Origin of the sequence: Sorangium sp. So ce145, from assembly GCF_051525985.1 — a bacterium.
GTDB lineage: Bacteria > Myxococcota_A > Polyangia > Polyangiales > Polyangiaceae > Sorangium > Sorangium cellulosum_B.
The window spans coordinates 12,804,475-12,826,009 of the sequence record NZ_CP150315.1 but is presented as its reverse complement, the minus strand read 5'-3'; the positions used below and the strand labels follow the sequence as shown (position 1 = coordinate 12,826,009).

At 73.7% G+C, this 21,535-nt stretch carries 14 protein-coding genes; 11 read left to right on the top strand and 3 right to left on the bottom strand.

All coding sequences use genetic code 11. The features are described 5' to 3' along the window. Positions 1–819 precede the first annotated feature (819 nt). The 9 genes from WMF34_RS47800 to WMF34_RS47760 all read left to right on the top strand — a co-directional run bounded on the left by WMF34_RS47800 (position 820) and on the right by WMF34_RS47760 (position 10,172). Positions 820–1,884, top strand: a complete 1,065-nt coding sequence (locus WMF34_RS47800; RefSeq protein WP_437992002.1) for a hypothetical protein — start codon at positions 820–822, stop codon at positions 1,882–1,884. A gap of 218 nt (positions 1,885–2,102) precedes the next feature. Then, positions 2,103–2,699 carry a tRNA-(ms[2]io[6]A)-hydroxylase gene (gene miaE, locus WMF34_RS47795; protein ID WP_012241974.1) on the top strand — a complete coding sequence of 199 codons (597 nt, stop codon included), beginning with the start codon at positions 2,103–2,105 and terminating at the stop codon, positions 2,697–2,699. A 19-nt stretch (positions 2,700–2,718) separates the two neighbouring features. Further along, a complete protein-coding gene (locus WMF34_RS47790; RefSeq protein WP_437992001.1) occupies positions 2,719–4,176 on the top strand; it encodes a hypothetical protein in 1,458 nt (485 codons plus the stop codon). A 183-nt stretch (positions 4,177–4,359) separates the two neighbouring features. After that, positions 4,360–4,842: an ATP synthase F0 subunit B gene (locus WMF34_RS47785; RefSeq protein ID WP_231864629.1), complete on the top strand. Its 483-nt coding sequence runs from the start codon at positions 4,360–4,362 to the stop codon at positions 4,840–4,842. Continuing rightward, on the top strand, positions 4,839–5,840 hold the full coding sequence (locus WMF34_RS47780; protein ID WP_437992000.1) for a F0F1 ATP synthase subunit B family protein: 1,002 nt from the start codon (positions 4,839–4,841) through the stop codon (positions 5,838–5,840). The genes WMF34_RS47785 and WMF34_RS47780 overlap by 4 nt, the downstream gene beginning before the upstream one ends. Then, the gene (gene atpH / locus WMF34_RS47775) at positions 5,837–6,379 is read left to right on the top strand and encodes an ATP synthase F1 subunit delta (RefSeq protein WP_012241970.1); all 543 of its coding nucleotides are present in this window, start codon (positions 5,837–5,839) and stop codon (positions 6,377–6,379) included. The genes WMF34_RS47780 and atpH overlap by 4 nt, the downstream gene beginning before the upstream one ends. Positions 6,380–6,495: 116 nt before the next feature. Further along, positions 6,496–8,388, top strand: a complete 1,893-nt coding sequence (atpA, locus tag WMF34_RS47770; RefSeq protein WP_012241969.1) for a F0F1 ATP synthase subunit alpha — start codon at positions 6,496–6,498, stop codon at positions 8,386–8,388. Between the two features lie 6 nt (positions 8,389–8,394). Continuing rightward, positions 8,395–9,366 carry an ATP synthase F1 subunit gamma gene (gene atpG / locus WMF34_RS47765; protein ID WP_012241968.1) on the top strand — a complete coding sequence of 324 codons (972 nt, stop codon included), beginning with the start codon at positions 8,395–8,397 and terminating at the stop codon, positions 9,364–9,366. A gap of 200 nt (positions 9,367–9,566) precedes the next feature. Next, positions 9,567–10,172 carry an L-threonylcarbamoyladenylate synthase gene (locus WMF34_RS47760; RefSeq protein ID WP_012241967.1) on the top strand — a complete coding sequence of 202 codons (606 nt, stop codon included), beginning with the start codon at positions 9,567–9,569 and terminating at the stop codon, positions 10,170–10,172. Between the two features lie 336 nt (positions 10,173–10,508). Here WMF34_RS47760 and WMF34_RS47755 read toward each other — a convergent pair whose 3' ends face one another. Next, positions 10,509–11,447 (bottom strand): DNA-methyltransferase, encoded by a 939-nt coding sequence (locus WMF34_RS47755; RefSeq protein ID WP_012241966.1) that lies wholly within the window; start codon positions 11,445–11,447, stop codon positions 10,509–10,511. Continuing rightward, positions 11,444–12,352, bottom strand: coding sequence for a penicillin-insensitive murein endopeptidase (locus WMF34_RS47750; protein WP_044967549.1), 909 nt, complete (start codon positions 12,350–12,352; stop codon positions 11,444–11,446). The genes WMF34_RS47755 and WMF34_RS47750 overlap by 4 nt, the downstream gene beginning before the upstream one ends. Positions 12,353–12,871: 519 nt before the next feature. Here WMF34_RS47750 and WMF34_RS47745 point away from each other — a divergent pair. Next, positions 12,872–14,446 carry a hypothetical protein gene (locus WMF34_RS47745; protein WP_437991999.1) on the top strand — a complete coding sequence of 525 codons (1,575 nt, stop codon included), beginning with the start codon at positions 12,872–12,874 and terminating at the stop codon, positions 14,444–14,446. 223 nt (positions 14,447–14,669) lie between these two features. Here the strand turns inward: WMF34_RS47745 and WMF34_RS47740 are convergent, their stop codons facing one another. Next, complete coding sequence (locus WMF34_RS47740; protein ID WP_437991998.1) at positions 14,670–15,767, bottom strand: hypothetical protein; 1,098 nt, start codon at positions 15,765–15,767, stop codon at positions 14,670–14,672. Between WMF34_RS47740 and WMF34_RS47735 the strand changes: the two genes are divergently transcribed. Next, entirely contained in the window at positions 15,748–21,261 is a 5,514-nt protein-coding gene (locus WMF34_RS47735; RefSeq protein ID WP_437991997.1) for a cellulose synthase, read from the top strand. The genes WMF34_RS47740 and WMF34_RS47735 overlap by 20 nt on opposite strands. Positions 21,262–21,535: the final 274 nt, after the last annotated feature.

The window sequence follows — 21,535 nt, the reverse complement described above, 5'->3', positions numbered from 1 at the left end:
CGCTGCTCTGAAGTCCGCTCCACGAAAATAGGTTTCGGGGGCGACCGAAAGAACCGTCGCCCCCAACTTATCCACAGGTCTCACAGCGAGGACTCGCCTCTAACTCCTGGAGATCTCTATGTTATTCTGAATGTAATCGAAGGGCGTGTCGACTTTTCAACAGTCCGCCCACGGCCGCTTCGTCCTCGGGGAATCGTCCGCATGCTCCCGCCAACTGCGGGTGAACAGTACAGCCCTCCTGTACCTGGGTCCGGCCCGGCTGCAGCCGAGCACGCCGATCGAGGTGGGGGTACAGCCGTCGCGTCGAGGTCCATCGCATTGAAAGACAGATCGGCACAGCCGTCCCCCATACCGCCTCACAGAGCTCGGTAACCCGCAGCGCCCCTTTCGAGGCCACCGTTTGGAGGACCCGGTGCGGCACGGAACCGCCCCGAGGACGAATCGGAGGTAGCACCGGGTGAGTCCGGGCGTCTATCCCCAACTGCGAAACTTGGCTCAAGTATCCGATACTATTGTTATAAATTCAGTCCCTGACACACTGCGAAGTCGGCTTCGCGTCGACCGACCTCTGGCTGCCGGACACGAGGCGCCAAAACTCCCGACGCGGGGCGGTGATTTTTACGACGCGCTCACGATTGCAGAGCAAAACCCGCTCATCTCGTCGTCAAGAGCCTCGACGTGGCGGGTTTTCCAGCTTTTTGAGGAAGACGGAGTTCGTCCAGCACAGAGCGACCGAGGTTCGCCGGTTTTCAGGAGCCGAGAATTTGCCCCCGGGGTCCAGGTGTGCGCTATGGCGAGGCGATGTCGTCAGGGATCCGGTTGACAAGGGGGGCACTCCTGGCGCAGCGGCCGGAGGGGGCGTCGCGCCGGGCGGCGGCCGCCTGGCGGACCGGGGCCCTCTCGGCGGCAGGCGCGCTCCTGATGGCGTCGGCCGCAGGGCCGGCGGCGGCGGCCGACGAGCTGCCGCCCCAGCTCGCCTACGCCTACGGAGAGAATGAGACGCCCCGCGCCGCGGCCTTCGGGGGCGCGCTGCGCGCCCTCGGGAACGGGACGTCGGCCGTCTTCCTCAACCCGTCCGCCATGGTGGAGACCCGCGTCTACCACCTCCAGGCCCTCTTCCAGGGGAGCCCCGAGGCCGGCCGGCACGCTTACGGCGGCGTCGTCGTCGACTCGGTCACCGGCAAGCTCGCCGGGGCGCTCTCCTTCGTGGGCGGCTTCGTCGACATGGACGACGGCGGCATCAAGCGCTCCTACCTCGACGCGCGGGCAGGCCTCGCCTACCCCCTCACCGAGCGCGTCTTCGTCGGGCTCACCGGCCGCTACGCCAAGATCACGCAGGACGGGACCCTGCTCCAGGGCGGCCTCGGCGACAGCTCCGTCTCGGGCGGGCTGCGCGCGTGGGAGGACGGGAAGCTCGTCGGCCGGCACGCCTTCGTCGACGAGTTCACGTTCGACGCCGCGCTCACCGTCAAGGCGACCGACAGCCTGTACATCGCGGCCGTCGGACAGAACCTCACCTATCCGGACAACGGGCTGCTCCCCACCACGGTCGGCGGCGGCGTCGGGCTCGGCACGGCCGACTTCTCGATCGAGGTCGACGGGCTCGCCGACCTCAACTCTTACCGCGACACCACCTTCCGCCTCATGGCCGGCGGCGAGTACCTCGTCGCCGATCACTTCCCGCTCCGCGCCGGCTACCGCTTCGACCAGGGCGCCGACCAGCACGCGCTGTCGTTCGGCCTCGCCTATGTAGGCACCCAGTTCGCGGTCGAGGGCACCGTGCGGCGAGCCCTCGCCGGCGGAGGACCCACCACGTTCGTGGTCGGGCTCGCGTACCACCTAGAGTCGAGCGGGCTGACCCGCGGCTCGTCCGACAGCTTCTAGAGCGACGGCCACCCGCTGCGGATACGGGCCCACCTCGACGTTTTCGGTGCTCAGCGCACCGGAGTGCGCTTGCGCGCCGAAAACGCCGATCTGGGCCCGTCTCCTGTGCGGGTGACCGTCGCTCTGCGACGCGTCCGGAGCGATCGTCGCGGCCGCGCCGGCCTCGAAGCCTGGCTCCCCCTTCTCGCCGCGGCGCGGCTGCTCTAGGTCGGCCCTGCGTGCTGTGCCTGACCCTACCGACCGACCCGCGCTGGGCTGACGTGGCGCTCGCCGATCTGCCGGCGCTCCTGACCGATCACGCGCACTGCGAGATGAAGGCGGCGTCGAACGCCCTGTCGCTCGCCGCGCGCTGGCCGTCGCTCCCGCGCCTCGCGCGGGCGCTCGTCGACCTCGCCGAGGAAGAGCTCCGGCACTTCCGCGCGCTGCTCGACGTGATCGAGCAGCGCGGCCTCGCGCTCGGCAAGCCGGAGACCGACGTCTACGCGAGCGAGCTGCGCAAGGCGGCCTCGAGCACCTGCGCGCGCAACGCGAAGGCCGCGCTCATCGATCGGCTGCTCGTCGGCGCGATCATCGAGGCCCGATCCTGCGAGCGCTTCAGGCTGCTCGCCGACGGGCTCGCGGCGCGCGAGCACGAGCTCGCGCCGCTGTACGAGGAGCTCTTCGCGTCGGAGGCCCGGCACTACCGGACCCTCGTCGACCTCGCCGTCGAGGTCGCCGGCGACGAGGGCGCCACCCGGGGCCGGCTGGCCGAGCTCGCGCGCGCCGAGGGCGAGATCGCCGGGCGGCTCGGGACGGCACCCGCGGTGCACGGGTAATGCACGGGTAAATGACGTCATGAGCATGGAGATCGATCTGATCCGCCTCGACCGGGACGTCGCCCGCGCGGAGCGCGCGTGGCGCGCGGCGCACGGCGACCTCGCCCGGCGCGGTCCGGCCCCCCCCGCAGACGAGGACGGCCCGAGCGCCGCCGAGGCGAGGGCCAGGCTCGAGAACCCGCTCGATCCCTTCCGGCGCGTCAGCTCGCGGACGACCTACCTCGAGCTCACCGGCAAGACCCCGGGCCTCGGCGCGGAGCTCGGGCTCGCGAGCCCGACGTCACCCGCCGCGCCGGACCCGACCGGCCTCGCGGCCCCGCTCGCCGACTGGGTCTACGCGCTCACGCTGGAGCGGGTCGTCTGGCCCGACCGCGTCCGGCTCGCCACGGCCTGGCACGCGCCGCTGGTCACGATCGACCTGCCCGAGCCGGCGCGGATGTCGCCCCACGAGGCGCGGCTCAGGCTGCTCGCCGATCCGACGAGCGCCGGACGGCAGATCTTCGCCGAGGCGCTCGCCCGAGGCTCCGGCGCGGTCGCCGACGCCGCCCGCGTGCTCGTCGAGCGGAGGCATGAAGCGGCGCGGCGGCTCGCGGAGGAGGGCCTCCGCGCGATCGAGCTCCCCTGCGACCCTCCCGGCGCGGCGATCGGCGCCGCGGAGGCGCTGCTGCGCCGGACCGAGTCGGTGATCGAGCTCGAGCCGACCTGGCACGCCGCGCTCGGGCGCGCCGTCGGCCGCGACGCGGCGTCGGGGTGGCCGGCGCGGCTCGGCCCGCGGTGGATCGAGGAGCTGTTCCGCGCGACGAAGCTGACCGAGGGCGTCGCGATCGATCTCGGACCGCTGCCGCGGCCGCTCGGCGCGGCGTCGTTCGCGCGCGCGCTCGCCCGCTTCGGCGCGGCGCTCGCGCGTGGTGGTGGAGCGCGCGGGCCGTTCGCGCTCTCCCGCGCGCCGTTCGATCTCCGGCTGGCGCGCCGCGCCGCGCTCTTCGGCGGCCTCGTCGCCGATCCCGTCTTCTGCGCCCGCGCGCTCGGGCTCGGGCGGGGCCGCGCGCTCGATCAGGCGCGCGCCACCGCGCGCAGCCTCCTCCTCTCGCTGCGCCTCGACGCCGCGACCGTGGCGCTCGTGTTCGGCGCCGGCCAGGGCGGAGGCGGGCACGTGCTGCTCCGGGCCTCGCGCGATCGGAGCGACCGCTTCGAGGAGACCACCGCGCGCGCGCTCGGCGCGCCGATCCCGGGCGCGCTCGCCGGGGTCGTCCCGGCGCTCGATCCCGGCGCGGCGGTCCGGCTCGCCGGGGCGCTCCTCGCCGCGCGCGATCGGCGCGGCCTGATCGAGCGCTTCGACGAGGACTGGTTCCGCAATCCGCGCGCCGCCGAGGCCATCCGCGACGAGGACGCCACCCGCGCGCCGGCGCCGCGCGCCAGCGAGGGCGATCTCGAGGCCGGCCTCGAAGAGATGATGCGCTCGCTCGCGGGCCTGTAGCGCGAGCGGCGAGCGGGCGCGTCGTCAGGAGACGTGATGTTAAAGAGGGGCTCGTCCGCTCTGCGAGAACCCTTCCAGCTTTGACTGACACGTGCTAGTGCCGGCTCGCGAAATCGCCCCCCCGGGGGGCGTGGGGCAGCGAGCGGCTCGCGCTGCGCCGCCCTCGTCGCCGAACAAGCACCCGTGAACCCGAACGCAATGCACCCTCTCCTCGCGTCCGGCGCCAGCGCCATCGCCGTCGACTTCGATCTGACGTTCCTGGCGCAGGTCGTCCTGTTTTCGACGTTCGTCGTCGTGCTCAAGCCGCTCCTGTTCGATCCGCTGCTCCGCGTCTTCGAGGAGCGCGAGCGGCGCACCGACGGCGCCAAGCGAGAGGCGCGCGAGATGGACGAGCGCGCCGGCGAGCTGCTCACCCGCTACGAGGCCGAGATCGAGAAGGTCCGGCGCGAGGCCGGGATCGAGCGAGAGCGCCTCCGCGCCGAGACGGCGAAGATCGAGGCGCAGATCATGGCCGAGGCCCGGGCCGAGACGGCGCGCATCCTCGAGGACAGCAAGGCGAAGATCGCGGCCGAGGTCGCCCGCATGCGCGGCGAGCTCTCCGCCGCCCAGCCCGCGCTCGCCGCGGAGATCGCCGCCAGCATGCTCGGCCGCGAGGTGCGCCAGTGAAGAAGCCGCTCCGCCGCTCCTCGCTCGCGCTCGGCCTCGCCGCGGCGCTCGCCGCCGGCACGGCGCTGGCTCAGACGCAGCCGCCGGGCTCCGACCCGGCGCTGCCCCCCGGGCACCCGCCCATCCCGTCGCCTGCCCAGGCGCAGCCGGGCTCGCCGCAGATGCCGCAGCGCCCGCGCGACGCGCAGCCCGGCCGGCCGCTCGGGCCGGGCGGCCGCCAGCTCCCGCCGGGCCATGGGCTCCGGCCGCCGGGCATGCAGCCCGGCCGTGCGCGCCCCACGCCGCCGCCCGCGCAGCCCGAGCACGCCTCCCACGGGGAGGGGCACTGCCCCGGGCACGGCCCGACGGATCCGCCGCCGCACGTCAACTGGTGGCACGGCCTCATCGGCGTGAACAACGAGGCGGCCGCGAAGGGCGGGATCAACGCCCTGCTCTGGCGCTACCACAACGAGCAGAACCCCTGCGATCCGAAGAACGAGCCGCCGCCGTTCCTCGCGTCGGTCCTGAACTTCGGGCTGCTCGCGCTCATCGTCGTCCGCTTCGGGAGGAAGCCCATCGCGGAGGCGCTGAAGAAGCGCAAGCAGACGATCACGCAGGAGCTCGACAACGCGTCGCGCCTCAAGCAGGAGGCCGAGCAGCGGCTCGAGGAGTACGAGGACAAGCTCACGCGGCTCGAGGAGACGCTCGCCGAGCTCAAGGCCGAGCACGCGGCGCAGGCGGAGGTCGAGAAGGCCCACGTGCTCGCCGAGGCGGAGCAGCGGCGCGTCCGGATGCGGCGCGACGCCGAGTTCCGCGCCGAGCAGGAGCTCAAGGCCGCGCGCGCCATGCTCCTCCAGGAGGCGGTGCAGAACGCCGTCGTCGCGGCCGAGGAGCTGCTCCGGCAGCGCATCGGCCAGCAGGACCTCGACCGGGTCAACGAAGACTACCTGAAGGCCATCCCCGCGGCCGTCTCCGCCGGCGCGCGCCGCGGAGCCCAGACCACCGGAGCAGCGACATGAGCTACGAGTCCGTCGCCCGACGCTACGGGCGCGCGATCTTCGAGATCGGCAAGGAGACCGGGACCCTCGCGGCCCTCGCCAGGGAGATCGGGGACGCCAGCGCGATGTACTCGGCGAGCGAGGAGCTCCGCCTCGTCCTCGACAACCCGCTCATCCCGGAGGCCTCGCGCGAGGAGCTGCTCCGCGAGCTCGGCGGCCGCGCCGCCTTCTCGGACGTGACGAAGAACACCCTCCTCCTGCTGGCGCGGCGCCGGCGGCTCGCGGCGCTGCCCGAGATCGCGCGGCAGCTCGCGCTCCTCGTCGATCAGGACCAGAACGTCGCCCGGGCCGTGGTGACGAGCGCGGGCCCGCTGAGCGACGGCTACCTCGACCGGCTCCGGGCCGAGCTCGAGAAGGCGACCGGCAGGAAGATCTCGGTCACCCACAGGCAGGATCCCTCGCTCATCGCGGGCGTGGTGACCCAGATCGACGATCAGGTGATCGACGGCAGCCTCCGGACCCGGCTGTCGAGCTTCCGTGACAACCTGCTCAGGACCTGAGGGGACGCGAGCAAGCCCCCCTGTTTCATGATGGGTCGTGGCCCGGCGCTCGGCGCCTCCTCGACCTTGACGACGTTGACTCCGCAGCCCAAGCGTCTCCCGACAGAGGACTCCGCATGCAGCTCCGCGCCGAAGAGATCTCCCAGATCATCAAGAAGCAAATCCAGAATATCGACAAGGCCGCTCAGGTCACCGAGACGGGCACCGTGCTCACGGTGGGCGACGGCATCGCCCGCGTGCACGGCTTGAGCCGCGCGATGGCCGGCGAGCTCGTCGAGTTCACCGGCTCGGAGGGCGGCAGCCTGATGGGGCTCGTGCTGAACCTCGAGCAGGACAACGTGGGCGCCGCCATCTTCGGCGACACGAGCTCCATCAAGGAGGGCGACGCCGTCAAGCGGACCGGGCGCATCATGGAGGTGCCCGTCGGCGAGGCGACCCTCGGGCGCGTCGTGAACGCGCTCGGCATGCCGATCGACGGCAAGGGGCCGCTCGAGACGAAGGAGCGCCGCCGCGTCGAGGTGAAGGCGCCCGGCATCATCCAGCGCCAGCCGGTCACCGAGCCGATGCAGACCGGCATCAAGGCGATCGACGCGATGATCCCGGTCGGCCGCGGCCAGCGCGAGCTCATCATCGGCGACCGGCAGACGGGCAAGACCGCCGTCGCCGTCGACGCGATCATCAACCAGAAGGGCAAGGGCGTCATCTGCGTCTACGTCGCGATCGGCCAGAAGCTGTCGACGGTGCGCCAGGTCGTGGACAAGCTCGATGCGCACGGCGCGCTGGAGTACACGATCATCGTCGCCGCGACGGCGAGCGAGACCGCGCCGCTCCAGTTCATCGCGCCGTACACCGGCGTGACGATCGGCGAGTACTTCCGCGACAGCGGGCGCCACGCGCTGTGCATCTACGACGATCTGTCGAAGCAGGCGGTCGCGTACCGCCAGCTCTCGCTCCTGCTCCGCCGCCCGCCGGGCCGCGAGGCGTACCCGGGCGACGTCTTCTACCTCCACTCCCGGCTCCTCGAGCGCGCCGCGAAGATGGCCGACGTCTTCTACGTCGTGTCGAAGGGGACGAAGATCGAGGGCGGCGACGCCTCGTACCGCGGCATCGACGGCAAGGCGCACGTCGGGGCGCACGGGATGCACTCGGCGAAGGACTCGCTCTGGAAGACGATCGACGGGGCGCTCTTCGAGAAGCTCGAGCAGGCGCGCAAGGACGAGAAGAAGGACGAGATCAAGAAGCTCGAGCAGCAGCTCTCGGACAAGGCGAAGGCGAGCGACTACGAGATCGTCCGCGATCCGAAGTCGGGCGGCTCGCTCACGGCGCTGCCGGTCATCGAGACGCAGGCGGGTGACGTGTCGGCGTACATCCCGACGAACGTCATCAGCATCACGGACGGGCAGATCTTCCTCGAGGCCGACCTCTTCTACTCCGGCGTCCGCCCGGCCATCAACGTCGGCATCTCGGTCAGCCGGGTCGGCGGCAACGCGCAGATCAAGGCGATGAAGTCGATCGCCGGCACGCTCCGCCTCGATCTCGCGCAGTACCGCGCCATGGCGGCGTTCTCCCAGTTCGCCTCGGACCTGGACGCGAAGACCCGCGCGCAGCTCGAGCGCGGCGCGCGCCTCACCGAGATCCTGAAGCAGGGCCAGTACGTGCCGCTGGCGGTCGAGAAGCAGATCCTCATCATCTACGCCGGCACGCAGGGCCTGCTCGACAGCCTGCCGGTGAGCTCGCTCTCGCGCTTCGAGGAAGAGCTCTACAAGTTCGTCGAGGCGAAGCACCCGCAGATCTTCACGGACATCCGCGAGAAGAAGGTCCTCGACGACGACCTCAAGTCCCGGATGACCAAGGCGATCGACACCTTCAAGAAGCGGTTCGCGGTGGAAGCGGGCGGCGCCTCGACCGCGGCCGACGAGGACGGCGCGGGCGACGACGAGGAGGAGGCGCCGGCGCCGAAGGCCAAGTCGAAGAACGCGAAGAGCGCCTCGAAGGCAAAGGAAAAGTAGGCAGCCGTGCCCAGCCTCAAGTCCATTCGCAAGCGGATCTCCAGCGTCAAGTCGACGCAGAAGATCACCCGCGCCATGAAGATGGTCGCGGGCGCCAAGCTCAACAAGGCGCAGCTGCGCATCACCGAGCTGCGGCCCTACGCCGTGAAGGTGCAGGAGGTGCTCTCGGCGATCACGCGCGACGCGGCTCCCGCGGCCGAGGCGCTCGCGGCGGAGGGGATCGGGGCGGAGGGCGAGGCGGGCGCGCCCGCCGGTGGCGAGAAGGCGCTGCACCCGCTGCTCGTGACCCGTCCGGAGCGGCGCGTGCTGCTCGTGGTGCTCACGAGCGACCGCGGGCTTTGTGGCGCCTTCAACACCAACATCAACAAGCGCGCCGAGCGCGAGTGGAAGAGCCGGACGGAGGCGGGCCAGGAGGTCCAGCTCGCGATCATCGGCCGCAAGGGTCGGGACTACTTCAACCGCCGCGGCGCGCCGATCCTCGAGTACCTGGCCGGGGTCTGGGACAAGCTCAACCTCGAGACGGCCCAGGCCGTCGGCGCGAAGCTCCTCGCCCCGTTCAACAAGGGCGAGATCGACGCGATCTACCTCGTCTACAACGAGTTCAAGAGCGCCATCACGCAGACGGTCGTCGTCGAGCGGCTCCTGCCGCCCGCCGGCGGTCCGGCGAAGGAGCAGGAGCAGGGGGACGAGGGCGGCCACGGCGCGCCTTCCGCGGCGTCGGAGTTCCTCTACGAGCCGGACAAGGGCGCGCTCCTGGAGCGGCTCGTGCCGATGTACGTGGACATCTCGATCCTGCGCGCGCTCTACGAGTCGATGGCGAGCGAGCTCGGCGCGAAGCTCACGGCGATGGACGCCGCGAACAAGAACGCCAAGGAAGTGATCGACAACCTGACGCTCGAGTACAACAAGGCGCGTCAGGCGGCGATCACCAAGGAGCTCATGGAGATCATCGGCGGCAGCGAGGCGCTCAAGGAGTAGCGAGCCGCGCCGCCGCCAGGATCTTCGATCTCCGCCTCGGGCCGGTCGCGCGTGCGACCGGCTCGCGTCTCGGGGCTTGGCCCCGCCTCGTTTTCACTCGCTTCACTTGCAGCGCCCGCACCCGGCTGCCCGACGCTGGCCGAACATCCGAGCGGCCAGCACTGGCGAAGCCGACCGGGCTGCCCCATGGTTGCGTTCCCGTGCTCCAGCCCATCAACCCCGATCACCCGGAACCCCGCAAGATCGCGCGAGCGATCGATCTCATTCAGAAGGGGGAGGTCATCGGCTACCCGACCGATACCGTGTACGGGTTCGGGTGCGACCTGATGAACAAGGCGGCCATCGAGCGGGTGTATCAGATCAAGGGGATGCGCCAGAACAAGAACCTGGCGTTCATCTGCCCGGATCTGAGCGACATCGCGCGCTATGCGATCGTCGAGAACCAGACGTACCGCATCCTCAAGCGCTACCTGCCCGGGCCGTACACCTTCATCCTCCCTGCGACGCGCGAGGTGCCGAAGTACGTGCACCTCAAGCAGAAGACGGTCGGTATCCGCGTGCCGAACCACCCGGTCGCGCTCGCGCTGGTCCGCGCGCTCGGGCGGCCGCTCATCAGCACGACCGCGGCGCCTCCCGGGGAGGATCCGATCATCGATCCTGGGGAGATCGACGACCGGTTCCCGGGGCTCGCCCTCGTCCTCGACGCGGGGACCGGCGGGTCGGTGCCGACGACCGTGATCGACCTGAGCCAGGGCGAGGTGCAGATCGTCCGCGAGGGCGCGGGGCCTATAGACGATCTGGTCTGAGCCAGGGCGAGAGGGAGAGCGGGCCTATCCTCTACCCTCGAAGCCGCGGACGAACCGGTTGCAACGGTTGATTCAAACCTTGAAACGGGCCACTCGGCGCCCGAGTCGGCCTTCTCAAGCCTTGAAACGGGCCACTCGGTGCCCGAGTCGGCCTTCTCAAGCCTTGAAACGGGTCACTCGGCGCCCGAGTCGGCCTTCTCAAGCCTTGAAACGGGCCACTCGGCGCCCGAGTCGGCCTTCTCAAGCCTTGAAACGGGTCTCTGCAACGCTCGGACGGCTCCACAAGCCGAGGGAGAGCCCTCCTCGATCGCCCAGCGCGCTCGCCGGGGCCCAGCGTCAGGGATCTTCCGGCTCGCCGTCCGCGGCTGGAACGGACTCGTACGCCGTGTACACGATCCCCTCGCGGTCGAGCCGCTCCCGCGCCGTCGCGAAGGCGAGCGGGCTCCGGTCGCCGCCGACGAAGCGGCGGCCGAGGCGCGCGGCCGCGACGAGGGTGGTGCCGCTTCCGCACATGAGGTCGGCGACGGTCGCGCCGGGCGCGGAGGACGCGCGGACGATGCGCTCCAGCAGCCGTTCCGGCTTCTGCGTGGGGTAGCCCGTGGCCTCGCGGCGCAGCGGGGTGTTGGCGACCATCCCGGGAATGTCGCTCCACACGCTCCCGAGCCGGCGGCCCTCGTCGGCATAGTACCTGTACGCCTTGCCGCCGAGGATCCGCTCGCGGTACAGGCGGCCGTCCTCGTCGCGGTGCTTGAAATGCATCGCGAGGCTGGTCTCGGCGTACGGCTCGCGGAGCGTCGGATCCGCGGCGTTGTAGACCACCTGGCCGCGCTCGCTCGCGGCGCGCGCGTAAAGGAGGATCGTCTGGTGCGTGACCGAGAAGCCGCGCGCGCCCCGGCCGCCGTTGCCAGGCGCCCAGATGATCTCGCCGAGGAAGGCGCCGCGGCCGAACAGGCGATCACACGCGACCTTCGCGTCGTGGACCGCGCGGTGATCGAGGTGCAGGTACAGCGTCGCGCCCTCGGTCATGCGATCGCGGATGGCCTCGAGGCGCGGCGCGAGCATCGCGACGAGCGCGTCGGCGCTCGCGCGATCGTCGTACGCGTCGGGCCCGCTCTCCGGCCTGCGCCGGCCGCGCGCCTGGCCGCGCGCCGCCCGCGCGGTCATCGTCGTCCCGACGCCGAAGGGCGGATCGAGGTAGACGAGATCGAACCGCACGTCCGCGGGGAGCGCCGCGCAGACGTCGGCCGCGTCGCCGTGCGCCAGGAGGTGGCTCACAGCGCGCTGTCGGGAGCCGCCACGCGAGAGCCCGCGGCGGCGCTTCCAGGCAAGAGGTCGTCGAGCAGCGCAGCGGCGAGATCGCCGTCCGACGGCGGAATAAGCTGCGGCACCGCCGGCAGCCAGGGCCACTGCGGGCCGCCGCCGAGGCAGCCGGAGAGAGTTTCGTCCGGCGTACACGCGACGCGGAGGTGGATGTGATCGGCGTGCGCCGTGCTGTCGCGCGGCTGGAGCAGCACGCTCTCGGCATACCAGATGAGCTCCGGGTCCTCGCCGAGCGCGCGCGCGTACTCGATGAGCAGCGCCTCGAGCCAGCGGGCCAGGAAGAGCCACTGGACGTGCGCGTCGGGCGAGCGGATGAGCGACTTCACGAGCAGCCACTCCCGCTCGACGTCGAAGCGGACGTACTGCGGCGCCCCGGCGCGCGGCGACGCGGGCTCCTCGGCGCCATCGCTGATCCGCCCGAGCCCGTCCGGCCCGATGGCGACGAAGCCCGGCGACCGCACAGGGCGGCCGTCCGGGGTCAGCGCGTAGAGCAAGAGGTCGGCGTCGCGCCCGGTGCGGTGGGACCGGTGGCCCCGCGTCGCGCCGCCGTAGCGCGCGGAGAGGTCGCCGACGACGAGCGGCGCGCCGCCGGGGCGCGCCAGCGCCACCTCCGCCGCGGCGCGCTGGACCGCGGCGACCAGCCCCGCCGTCCCCCACCGGATGCCGTTGCTGCGGAGCAGCCGGTAGCCCGGGCCCTGCTTCGGGAGCTCGACGGCGTCGGTGATGACGCCGTGGTGCGGGACGCCGATCGAGCCGCGGAGCGCAGGGGCGAGCGGCGTGGGCGAGGAGCCGACGCAGGCCGCGCAGCAGAGCGCGACGAGCCCGAGGAGGAAGGCGGCGAGGAGAGGACGGCTGGTCATCACGACGAACGAGAGGAGGGCCGCGGCGCCAGGCGCCGGACGGACGAAGCTGACAGCCGCTCGTTAGCCTCGCCGGCGGCGGAGGGGAAGTTCTCGGCTCACCCGGATGCCCGGAGCGCGGCGCGCGCCGCGATCGTGGGTCCAGCCGGCGATGCCGATGAGCTCGCCTGCGCGCGTGCGCTCCCCAGGGTCGTTCAGGTCGTTGATTATCCATGGAGGGGCCGTGTCGGGAGGCCCGTCGTGGACAAGATCGGCCTGGCTCAAACGCACGCCGGGCTCGGGAACAAGATGGCTGTTTCGGTGATCGCTCGTCCTCCTGGCGGAGGTGAACTCGCAGGGTCCTGCGCCCCGAAATGGTCCCTCGAGGGTCGATATCGAGCATCGATGGATATCGGCACGACCCGGCGCGCGCGAACCGGCGTCGCGCCGCGCAGAGGCGGCCGAACTGCCACACAGATCTGGCGCCGCAATACGCTCCCCCTGCCCTCGCGGAGCGATCAGCGCTAACACCCACGCCCCATGGATCCCGACCAGCGCGCCGCCCAGCGGAACACCAGCCAGGGGAGCACGGGCGCAGATCGACAGCCGCCGCCGGCGGAGGAGCCCGAGGGCGTCGCCTGGAAGGGCGCGCTGGCCGTCGTCCTCGTCGTCGGTGGCCTCGTGGTGTGGCGCGCCTGCTCCACACCGGGAGGCGCCACGAGCGACGCGCCCGCGCCGCCCGGCGCGAACCCCGCGGCGTCCGCGCCGAGCGACGCCGACGACGCCGGCGCGGCGCCGCGGCCGCAGCCCCCGCGCTGCACGCCCGCGAGCCCGCCGCCGTTCGTCATCGGCGACGCGCCGCCCGCGCGCGGGGCCGAGCAAGGCGCGGGGGGCGGCGGCGCGGACAGCGCGGACAGCGTTGAAGACATCGCGCCGTTCGCCGTCGAGATCGGCCGCGGGACGACGTTCTCCGGCGGGTTCGCCGTGGGCGCCCAGCGCGAAGCCGAGGGAGGGACCGTCGCGATGGTGGCGACGCTCTCGGCCGACGGCGCCCAGGGGAAGCTCGTCCGCCTCGCGCGATCGCGCGGGGACATGGATCCTCCGGTCGTCGCGGGCGCCGGGGGCGCGATCCTCGCCGCGATGCTCGAGCCGAACGCGGGCGGGCGCGCGATCAAGGTCGCCAGGGTCGAAGGGGACCACGTGACGTGGGGGGCCGAGCTCGCCGAGGGGCGGGACGAGTCGCTCGCGCTCGACATCGCCGCGTCGGGCGAGCGCGCGGTCATCGTCTGGGACGACGTGACCCGCGACGGCAAGCGATCGCGGATCATGCTGGCCTCGGCCGACGTGGGCACGCTGCGCTCCGTGACGTCGGCCCGCCCGGTCTCCCAGCCGAGCACCGACGCCGAGATGCCGCGCGTGCTCGGCCGGCCGGGCGGCTACTGGCTCGCGTACATCGCGCGCGCCGAGGAGCCGGCGCGAAAGGCCGCGGCGAAGAAGGACGACAGCGACGAAGACACCGCCGCGGCAGGCGAGACGATCACCCACCAGTGGATCGAGGTGGTCCCCCTCGACGAGACGGGCGCGCTCACCGCGACGCCCCGCGCGGTCACCCCCAAGAACGGACACGTGCTGGCCTACGACCTGACGCTCGGCGACGACGACGGGCTCATCCTCGCCTTCCGGGACGACGACACCCCGAGCGGGTCGATCGGAGGGCGCATCAGCGCCGTGCTGGTGCGGCTCGGCGGCGCCAGCGAGCCGCGCGTGCTCGTCGGCGGCGATCGCGACCAGGACGCCCCGCCCGAGGCCGCGCTGGGCCTGGGCGCCGGGGTGCCGGCGCTCCTCCCCGGCGCGCGAGGCCCGGGCGGGCAGGACCCGGCGAAGGCCGCGGGCGCAGCGGCATGGCTCGCCATCGCGAACGCGTCCGGCCCGACGCAGCTCGCGGCGCTCACCGCGAGAGGCGAGCTCGAAGGCGGGCTGCAAGCCGAGCCGGCCCTCGGGCGCGGCGAGCCGATCGCCGCCTCCGCAGAGGCGCTGCTCGTGGCGCACCCGGCCGGAAAAGCGATGAAGCTCGCCTTGCTGCGCTGCGCATCGACAGCACCGCTCAACAAGTAGGTCGCCCCTGTATCGGTAAGCGCGCAACGCCAGCGAGCAGGCGCATCGGCTGTAGATTGAAGGCGCGTGGATGTGTAGCATCCGCGGCGGTGGCCCACGGGGACGATCCGCAACACGAAGCGTCGCGCCGGCCTGGTTTGCCGAGCCTGTCCGGATCGCCGGACGAAGGTGGCTGGGAAGCCAACGCCGACAACGCTCAAATGACGCGCGCGAGCGCGCAACCTCAGCCCGGCGCGAAGACGCTGCTCGTCGGCACGAGCACGTCGAAGCTCGGCGCGCCGCCGAGCGCGAGCACGCCGGCAGGCGACGAGCCGCTGCCAGCGGCCGCGAGCGCGCCGACAGGCGGCGAGCCGCTGCCGGCGGCCGCGAGCGCGCCGACAGGCGACGAGCCGCTGCCGGCGGCCGCGAGCGCGCCGACAGGCGGCGAGCCGCTGCCGGCGGCCGCGAGCGCGTCGACAGGCGGCGAGCCGCTGCCGGCGACCGCGAGCCCGCTGCCGCCGCCGAATCCGCCGCCGCTGCCGAGCCCGCCGCTACCCTCGATCCCGCCGCCGCTGCCGAGCCCGCCGCTGGCGTCGAGCCCGCCGCTGCCGCCGAGCGCGCCGCCGCCAGGGCCCAACAAGACGCCAGCCCCGAGCGTACCGCCGCCGGTACCGAGCAGGCCACCGCCGCTGATCCGCCGCAAGGACGGCAGCGTCGCGAGCGGGCCGCCGGCGCCGCCGCCACCGGCGCCGCCGTCGCTTGCGCCGCCGTCAAGGCCACCGCCGCCGATGCCTCCGGGAGGCCGGTCCAAGACGACGGCAGCGCCCTCTGGCTCCAGTCCGGCCCGCCCTCCGGCGCGCGGCCCAGGCCAGCGCCCGCCCAGCCCGAACCGCGCCGCAACGCAGCCCGCTCCAGGCTCCGCCGCGAGCGCAGGGAAGCCGGCGCCTGGCTCCCAGCCGGGCGGCGCGGCCCAGGCGATCGCCGCCTTCGACGCAAGCACGACGCCGATGCCCATCTCGGTCGAGCCGACCGCGACGCCGCTGCCCATCTCGGTCGAGCCGACCGCGACGCCGCTGCCCATCTCGGTCGAGCCGAGCTCGTCGCCGGCGCCCATCTCGGTCGAGTCGATCGAGCCGGCGCTCGCACAGAGCGCCGAGCCGGCGCCCGTGCAGAGCGCCGCGCCGGCGCCCGTGCAGAGCGCCGCGCCGGCGCCCGCGCCAAGCGCGACGCGCACGCCCCTGCCAGGCGGCGCGCACGCGCCGAGCGCCACGCGCACGCCGCTGCCAGGCGGCGCGCACGCGCCGAGCGCCACGCGCACGCCGTTGCCAGGCGGCGCGCCCACGCCGGGCGCCCCACGCGCGCCGCTGCCAGGCGGCGCGCCCACGCCGGGCGCCACGCGCACGCCGATACCGGGCGTCACGCCGAGCGCCGCGCACGCGCCGGGCGCCACGCCCGCGCCGAGCACGGCGGCGCCCGCGCAGAGCGCCGCGCATGCGGCGACCGTCCTGCACACGCCGAGCGCCGCGCATGCGGCGACCGTCCTGCACGCGCCGAGCGCCGCGCATGCGCCCGCGCACGCGCCCGCCCAGCCACCTCCGGCGCCACGCTCGCAGCCGAACGCGCCCGAGGCGCCCGCGCAGAGCCCGCAGGTCGCCGCGCCGGACCTCGCCGCCGAGCTCCAGCAGCGCGCCGAGCGGCTCAAGGGCAGCGATCCGGTCGGCGCGGCGCGCGCCCTCGTCGAGCTCGGCATCCATGAAGAGCGGGTGCTCAAGAACCCCGCCGCCGCGCGCCGCTCGTACGAGCGCGCTCGACAGCTGTCCCGCACGCTCGAGCCGGCGCTCTCGCGGGTCCACCGCGTGCTCGACGCGCGCACCGAGCTCGCCCTCGCGCTCGAGGTCGTCGAGGACAAGCTCCGCGTCGCCGAGACCGACGCGCTCCGGGCCGACCTCCTCGCCGAGCGGGCGCGCCTGCTCCAGGCCCTCGGGCGGACGCCCGAGAGCTGCGAGGCGTTCACCGAGGCGCTGCGGCTCGTCCCGCTCCACGCCGCGTCGCTGCGCGGGCTCGAGATCGCCCTCCGGCGCGAGAGCGCCCGCGGCGCCGAGCAGGCGGCCAAGGACCTCGCCGCGCACCTCGACCGGCTCTCCGCCGCCTACGCCCCAGGGCGCGGGCGGCCGGACGGCGACGGCCAGCTCACCGCCTGGGTCCACGTCGAGCGCGCCGCCGTGCTCGATCGAAAGCTCTACAAGCCGGAGCTCGCCCTCGCGTCCCTCGAGGGCGCGATCGCGTTCGATCCAGGGCCTGGGCCCGTGCGGGAAGCGCTCCGCCGCCACCTCGTGCACCACGACGGCATCGTCGGCCTCGTCAGCGCGCTCTCCCTGGAGGCCGATCACGAGAGCGACGACGACCGCGCGGCGCGGCTGCTCTACACGGCGGCGCGGCTGCTCATCGACAAGATCCGCTCCCCGGCGGACGCGGTGCCCCTCCTCCGGCGCGCGTCGACGCGGGCCCCGGCCGGCTCGCCGACCGCGCGGCGCGTGGTCGGCGAGCTGATCCGCCTGCTCGAGGCGAACGGCATGCTCGAGCTCGCCGCCAACGTGCGCCAGAAGGAGCTCGCGCTCCTCACCGACAAAGAGGCGATCATCCACGAGCACGTCCGCCTCGCGGAGATCTACGACACCCTCGGGGACGCAGAGCAGGCCGCGCTCCACGCGACGCGCGCGCTCGACCTCGATCCCGAGGACAGCTCGACGCGGGAGCGGCTCGACCGCGCCCTCCAGCGCCTCGGCCACCACGCCGAGCGCGTGGAGGTGTGGACCGCCGTCGCCAACGCCGACCGGCCCGCGCCCGTCCGGGTCGCGGCGCTGCTCCGCGCCGCGGACATCTCCGAGCGCCACCTGAAGCGGCGCGACGAGGCGCTCGCCATCCTGCGCGCCGCGTGGGCGATCGAGCCGGGCAACAGCTCGGTCTTCGACGCGCTCTCCGCCCTGCTCACGCCGGACGCCCTGGCCGTCGAGGAAGATCCGCGCGGCGTGCAGGCGCGGCTCGACCTGTACACGCAGGCCGCGAGCGCGACGGAGGACCCGACGCGCAAGATCGGCCTGCTCGAGAAGCTCGTCTCCATCTGGGAGGACGAGCTCGCCCAGCCCGCCCGCGCCGTGGAGGAGATCGAGAAGATCCTCGCGATCGACCCGGAGCGGCGCGCCGCGATCCTCGCGCTCCAGCGCAACGCCGCGCGCGCGGGCGACGCGCAGCGGCTCGCGCGCGCGCTCTGCGCCGAGGCCGAGCTCACGAGCAGCCCGCGCGAGCAGCGCAGGCTCCTCCTGCGCGCCGCCGACGTCACCGAGCTCAGGCTCGGCGATCGCGACCGGGCCTCGTCGCTGGTCGATCGCGCGCTCGCGATCGATCCGGCCGATCCCGACGCGCTGCGCGCGCGCGTCCGCCTCGACGAGCGCGCCGGCCGGTACGAGGAGGCGCGGCGCGCGCTGCTCAAGCTCATCCAGCGCGACCCCGCGGGAGACGCGGCGTTCAGCCTCTGGCTCGAGGTCGCGGGGCTCGACGAGCGGCGCCTCAAGCGGCCGCACAGCGCCGTGGAGTCGTACCGCGAGGCGGCGCGGAAGCGGCCCGCTCACCCGCTGCCGCGGATCGAGATCGCGCGGCTCCTCCGCGAGACCGGCAACTACGAGAAGCTCGTCGAGGTGCTCAGCTCGCTCGCCGACGAGGCGCAGCGGCCCGACGACCACGCGCGGCTGCTCTTCCAGGCGGCCGAGGTGCAGGAGCTCGCCCTCGGGCGCGATCAGGACGCCCTCCGCCTCCTCGCCCGCGCCGACGCGGCGCTCGCCTCGGGCCAGCACGATCCGGCGATCCTCGACGCGATGGAGCGCATCTACGTCCGCGCCGGCGGCGCAGGCGTCGGCGTCGGCCTCGGCGCGCCCGTCGCGCAGCGGCCCGCGACCGGCGTTCGCGCGTCCAGCCTGCCGGGGATGTCCGCCTCCATGATCGCGAGCGAGCTCGCGGGGCTGTACGCGCGCTGGCTCGAGCGCAAGCCGCCGGCGCTCGTCGATCACGCGCTCCGGATCTCCCTCGCGCTGGTCCTCGCGGACAGCAGCCCGCGCCAGGCCGTCGAGATCCTGGAGGGGCTCGTCGGGGTGGTGCCGAACCACGTCCCGGCGCTCCGCATGCTGGAGCAGCTCTACCGGCACCTCGAGGCGCCGACGTCGCTCGCGACCGTCCTGCGCGCGGAGGCCGACGTGTTCACCTCCGCCGCCGCGCGCGGCGGCGCCCTCTGGGAGATCGCGTCGCTCGAGGAGCAGCTCGGGCCGAGCGCCGCGCTCGAGGCGCTCGCGCGCATCGTGAAGGAGGCGCCCGACGACGCGGCCGCCCACATGGCGATCCTCCGCATCGCCGCCAAGGCGAACCCCGCGGATCCGATCGCGCCGCGGGCGCAGGCCCTCTTCGCCAGCGCCATCCGCGACAGCCGGGAGCTGACGCCCGATCCCATCGCGCGCGCCCTCTACAGCGTCGAGGAGGCGCTCCTCGCGGAGGCGCAGGCCGACGCGGACCCCGCCGCCGCCCGCGCGGCGCTCGCCGGCTTCCGCAACGCCCTCGGGCTGTGGCCGGAGAGCGTCATCGCGGCGCGCGGGCTCGATCGGCTCGCGCAGCGCCTCGGCGACCGCGCGAGCGTGATCGCGGCCCAGCTGGCGCTCGCCGATCTCGTCCTCGGAGCGCCCGCGCGCGCGATGCACCTCGTGCGCGCGGCGGAGCTCACCACCGAGGACGCGTCTCCCGAGGGCCGCGCGCGCGCGCTCGAGCTGTACGAGAGCGCGCTCCGCGCGGATCCGAGCTGCGTGGCCGCGGCGCGCGCGCTCGCCAGGGAGCTCGCGGGCGATCCCCAGCGGCTCACCGACCGGCTCGGCGAGGCGCTCGGCAAGGCCGCGAGCCGCGAGGCGATCTCGCTGCTCGGCACGGAGATCGCGCGGTCGGTGCTCCAGCACCACGGGCGCCCGGGCGCGATCGACGCCGGCGTGGGCATCGCGGCCGTCCGGCGGGTCATCGAGACGCTCCCGAACGACGCGGCCGCGCTGCTCCTGCTCGCGCGGCTGCTCACCGCGCAGCGCGTCTGGCTCGAGGCCCGCGACGCCCTGAAGCGCACGGTGGCCGCGGCGACGGACGCCGAGACCAAGATCGCGGCGCAGTTCCTGATCGCCGACCTGTACGAGGGGCCGCTCGCGAACCCGGCGCTCGCCCAGGACGCGCTCCAGGCGGTCCTGTCGCTCGACGCGCAGAACCGTCCCGCGCTCGAGCGGCTGCACAAGCTCGGCGTCACGCGCGGCGACCACGCGCTCGCGCTGCGCGCGCTGGGGCGCCTTGTCGAGCTGTCGCCCGACCCGGGCTCCCGCGTCGAGGCCGCCCTGCGCCTCGCGGACGCCTACCGCGACGCCGGCGACACGGCCGGCATGGTCCGCACGCTGTGCGACGCGATCGTGAGCGCGCCCGGCGGCGACACGCGCGGGTGGGTGGCGCTCGCCCGCCTGTACCGCGTCGACACGAGCGAGGGCGCGGCGGCCTACGCCAAGGCGCTCGCGCAGCTGCTCGAGGTCGCCGAGTCGCGCCGCATCCCGGCCGATCCGCGCTGGCTGACCACGCTCGGCCTGCTCGAGTCGACCCTGCTCGTGCGGCCTCGCGACGGGCTCGCGCGCCTCCAGCAGGCCGTCGCGCTCCCGGGCGCGCCGCCCGAGTCGCGCACCGCGCTCGGCCGCGGGCTCGAGGCCGCCGGGCGCAACGCGGAGGCGGTCCAGGTGCTGCGGGACGTCCTGACGCCCGATCCGGAGGTCTTCACGCGGCTCCCGGACCTCGGCCCGGCGCTCGCCGCGCTCGAGGCCGCGCTCGCCAAGGACGGGCGCGCGGAGGAGCGGATCACCGTGGAGGAGGTCCGCGCCTGCCTCGGCGAGGTGTCGCTGGACCGCATGGCCCGGCTCAGGGGCCGGCGCGTCCCGTCGGAGGCGCCGTACGCCGGGGCCTTCGCGGGCCCCGAGATGGGCCGGCTGCTCCTCCCGGAGGCCCGGAGCCCGTGGATCGACGTGGCGCTCGCGATCGCGCCGATCGCCGCGAAGGCGATCCGCTTCGAGCTGAGCAACTTCGGCATCAGCTCGCGCGAGCGGATCAGCCCGCGCGACAACCACCCGACGAGGCACCTCGCCGAGCGGGTGGGCCGCGCGCTCGGCGTCGAGGCGTTCGAGCTCTACCTCGTCCCCTCGTGGCAAGGAGCCGCCCGCGTCTTCCCGGGTGATCCCCCTGCCCTCGTCGCGCCGACGTCGTTCATGGAGCTCCCGGAGCTCGAGCAGACCTTCGCGCTCGCCCGCCTCTTCGCCCGCATCGCGGTCGGCTTCACGTTCCTCGACGAGATCCCGGCCGAGGCGACCGACGGCCTGCTGCTGGCGTCGATCCGCACGATCGATCCCGGCTTCGGGTCAGGCGCCATCTCGCCCCCGCGCGAGCACGCCGCGCAGCAGATGCTCCCCGGCGTGCAGCGGGCGATCGGGCGCCGCCAGCGCAAGATGCTCGAGGAGCTCGCGTCGACCGTCGCGGTGTCGTACGACGCGCGCGCCTTCGTCCTCGGCCTGCGCCGGAGCGAGCACCGCATCGGCTACCTGCTCTGCGGCGACGCGCTCGCCGCGATCGACTACCTCCGTCGGTACGATCGCGACATGGCCCGCTCGACCGAGGAGCCCCGCCTGCTCCTTCAACATCCTGTGTCGAACGAGCTCCTGCGCTACGCGCTCTCGGCCGAGGCCTACACCGAGCGCAGGCGCGCCGGCTCCATCTGGCCCGCCGTCTGAGCGGCACGCGCCCTGAGCGGCACGCGCCCGCTGCGGATACGGGCCCATCTCGACGTTTTCGGTGCTCGGCGTATGTGAATACGCCTGCGCGCCGAAAACGCCGATCTGGGCCCGTCTCCTGTGCGGGCGCGCGCCGCTCGGCGAGGCGCGTTCCGGGGCGGATGAGCTCGGTGAGGCGCGTTCCGGGGCGGATGAGCTCGGTGACGAGGGGGCTTCACCAGGGATGAGCTCGGTGGGGGGCGCGCCACGATGCTCGATGAATGAGCGGTGGTGA

Bases quoted from the DNA above. Each gene is read 5' to 3' on its own strand.
- atpH (WP_012241970.1), top strand. From the start codon at position 5,837: ATGAGCTACGAGTCCGTCGCCCGACGCTACGGGCGCGCGATCTTCGAG.
- WMF34_RS47790 (WP_437992001.1), top strand. From the start codon at position 2,719: ATGAGCATGGAGATCGATCTGATCCGCCTCGACCGGGACGTCGCCCGC.
- atpA (WP_012241969.1), top strand. From the start codon at position 6,496: ATGCAGCTCCGCGCCGAAGAGATCTCCCAGATCATCAAGAAGCAAATC.
- WMF34_RS47745 (WP_437991999.1), top strand. From the start codon at position 12,872: ATGGATCCCGACCAGCGCGCCGCCCAGCGGAACACCAGCCAGGGGAGC.
- WMF34_RS47750 (WP_044967549.1), bottom strand. From the start codon at position 12,352: ATGACCAGCCGTCCTCTCCTCGCCGCCTTCCTCCTCGGGCTCGTCGCG.